The 3232-nt window shown below is 66.1% G+C and carries 2 protein-coding genes; both read right to left on the reverse strand.

Annotation, left to right across the window (positions count from 1 at the left end; genetic code table 11):
* Window positions 1-290 (reverse strand): chemotaxis protein CheW (locus IVB28_RS00005; RefSeq protein ID WP_247524028.1); only part of this gene is annotated, 290 nt, incomplete at its 3' end.
* A gap of 81 nt (window positions 291-371) precedes the next feature.
* Window positions 372-3230, reverse strand: a complete 2859-nt coding sequence (locus IVB28_RS00010; protein WP_247524029.1) for a hybrid sensor histidine kinase/response regulator — start codon at window positions 3228-3230, stop codon at window positions 372-374.
* Between the last annotated feature and the right edge of the window lie 2 nt (window positions 3231-3232).

Consider the following 3232-nt stretch of genomic DNA (forward strand, 5'->3'; position numbering starts at 1 on the left):
AGCAGGCCGTAGGATTCACCGCGCAGGTCGACGCCGACCGCCATCGGCACCTTGCCGTCCTCGGGCTGCGGCAGGCCGAGACGGGCGCGCATGTCGACCACGGTGACGATGCGGCCGCGCAGGTTGAGGACGCCGGCGATCTCGCGCGAGGACAACGGCACGCGGGTGACGCGCTCGGGCATGAACACGTCCTGGACGCGGGAGATCGGCAGCCCGAACAGCTGGCCGCCGATCATCGCGGTGACGTATTCGACCATGGCGCCTTCGCTGGACTCGGTCTTCTTGGTCATATGCGTATCTCCTGATCCCAGCCTTTTTGTTTGAGCATGATCGTGTCGGAAAACCGCTTCACACTTTTCCGGATCATGCTCTTACGCCGCCGCCCGGCTCAGCTCGGAGGCGCCGGCGGCGCCCGCGGTCTGCTCCTTCAGCGCCGCGATCAGACCGGGACGGTCGAACTTGGCGACATAATCGTGGAAGCCGGCCTGACGGCCGCGCTCGATTGCTGCCGGCGACACCAGCGCGGAGAGGCCGATGATCGGCATCGCGCCCAGATTGCTGTCGGAGCGGATGGTCTCGGCAAACTCGAACCCGTTCATGTCGGGCATCTCGATGTCGGTCAGGACCACGTCGAAGCTCTGCGCGCGCAAGGCGGCAAGGCCCTCCTGCGCGGTCGGCGCGGTGCGGACGCGGTAGCCGGCCGCCTTCAGCACCGGGGCCAGCATGTTGCGGAAGAAGGCGCTATCGTCGACCAGCAGCACCGACTGCGAGTGCTGCGACGGCTTCATCTCCTTGCGGGTGAACCAGTCGGCGAACGCCATCGGCAGGAAGTGGCCGACGTCGATCACCTCGGTGGCATGGCCCTTGATCACGGCCGAGCCCAGAATGCCGGAGGAGGAGCCGCCGACCTCGATGTTGAGGCGTTCCTCGACGATGTCGATGATCTCGTCGACGACGAGGCCCATGGAGCGGCCGTCGTCGGCAAACACCAGGATCGGCTGGGCGCCCTGGCTCGCGACGGTGACGCCTTCCATGGCGATGAGCGGCATCAGCTGCTCGCGGTACTGCACCATGTAGCGGCCGTTCGAGAACTCGATCTTGTCGGCGGGCAGCTCTTCCAGGCGCGTGACGAGCCCGAGCGGGACCGCCTTGGGCTGGGACGAGCCGGCGCGGAACACCAGCAGCGAGGTGGTCTGCTCGCCCGAGCCGATGTGGTGCGCGCCGTTCTCGTCGCCCATGTCATGGGCCGAGGAGCCGGCGGCGCCGAGCGCCTTGGCAATGCCGTTGGGGTCGATGATCATGATGACCGCGCCATCGCCCAGAATGGTGTTGCCGGAGAACATGTCGATGTGACGCAGTTTCGTCGACATCGGCTTCACCACGATCTCTTCGGTGTGGAACACGCCGTCGACGACGATGCCAAAGGTCTGGCTGCCGACCTGAGTGACCACGATGAAGCCGTTCTCGGGATCGGAGGCCGCGCCGTCGTCGATCTTCAAGAGCTTCTTCAGGTGGATCAGCGGCAACAGCTTGTTGCGCAGGCGCAAGACCGCGGTGTCCTTGATGCGCTCGATGCGGTGCTCGGAGTTGGCGCGGGCACGCACCAGCTCGACCACCGAAAGCTGCGGGATGGCGAAGCGGTCGCCGGCAGCTTCCACGATCAGCGCCGAGACGATCGCCAAGGTCAGCGGGATCTTGATGGTGACCGAGCTTCCTTCGCCGGCCACGCTCTTGATGTCGATGGTGCCGCCGATCTGGTCGATATTGGTGCGCACCACGTCCATGCCGACGCCGCGGCCGGAGACTGAGGTGATGGCGGCCGCGGTCGAGAAGCCGGGCGCGAAGATGAACTTGTGGATCTGGGCTTCGCTCATCTTCTCGAGCTCGGCCTCGGTGACGAGACCCGAGGAGATCGCCTTGGCCTTGATCTTGTCGGTGTTGAGGCCGCGGCCGTTGTCGGCGATGCAGATGATGATGTGGCCGCCCTCGTGATAGGCGGACAGGCGAATGGTGCCCTGCTCGCCCTTGCCGCCGGCGAGGCGCTCGGCGGGGGTCTCCAGGCCATGGTCGGCGGAGTTGCGCACCATGTGGGTGAGCGGGTCCTTGATCAGGTCGAGCACCTGGCGGTCGAGCTCGGTGTCGGCGCCGTGCATCTCCAGCTCGATCTGCTTGCCGAGTTCGCTCGAGAGGTCGCGGACGATGCGGGGCAGCTTCTGCCAGGCATTGCCGATCGGCTGCATGCGCGTCTTCATGACGCCCTCCTGCAACTCGGCGGTGACGTTGGACAGCCGCTGCAACGGCACCTTGAACTCGGTGTCCTCGTTGCGGCGGGAGATCTCCAAGAGCTGGTTGCGGGTCAGGACCAGCTCGGAGACCATGGTCATCAGGTGCTCCAGCGTATCCACGTTGACGCGGATCGACTGGTTGGCGATGCGGTCGCCGTCAACGACAGCCTCGTCGGCCATCGACTTCTTGATCGCGGGCTTCTCCTTGGCGGGCTTTGCGGCTTCCTTCGCCGCGGGCGCCGGGACTTCGGCGGCCGGTGCCGGCGCGGCCTCAACCCTGGCGACAGGCGCGGGCGCTTCGATCGCGGTCTCGCGGAAGGCGCGCTCGAGCTCGTCGAGCGAGACTTCGCCCGGACGCAACGGGCGCTCCAGGGTCTGGTCGATCAGCGCACCCGTGGTCATGTCCTTTGCCGGCGCAGGCGCGGCAGCAGCAGGTGCTTCCGGCACCAGCGGCGGGGCGTCGGCAACAGAAGCAGCGCTAGCCGCGATCGGCGGAGCCGACGCTGCCGCGATCGGCGAAGAAGCCGACGCTGACGCGATCGGCGGAGCCGACGCTGACATGGCCGCCATGCCCTGCTCGACCATCTCTTCCAGCTTGTCGATGAGATCGCGGTCGGTCCCCTCCGGCTCGGATTCGGTCGCTTCGAGACCGGCGAGGATTTCCTTGATGCGGTCGATCGAGGACAGGATCACCGTCACCGCCTGCCCAGTCACCGGCATGCCGTCACGGAATTTGCCCATCAGCGTCTCGCCGGCATGTGCCAGCGCTTCAAGCCGCGGCAATCCGAGGAAGCCGCAGGTGCCCTTGATGGTGTGGACCAGGCGGAAGATGTTATCCAGGATCTTGGCGTTGTTCGGCTCCTGCTCGAACTTCACCAGCTGATTGTCAACGGTGTCCAGGCTCTCGCTGGTCTCCGTCAGAAACTCCCGCAACAGATCATCCATGA

Source organism: Bradyrhizobium sp. 199 (assembly GCF_023073355.1).
In the GTDB taxonomy this organism is placed as follows: domain Bacteria; phylum Pseudomonadota; class Alphaproteobacteria; order Rhizobiales; family Xanthobacteraceae; genus Bradyrhizobium.

Excerpts from the sequence above, each read along its gene's own strand:
- IVB28_RS00010 (WP_247524029.1), bottom strand. The coding sequence starts at position 3,230 with ATGGATGATCTGTTGCGGGAGTTTCTGACGGAGACCAGCGAGAGCCTG.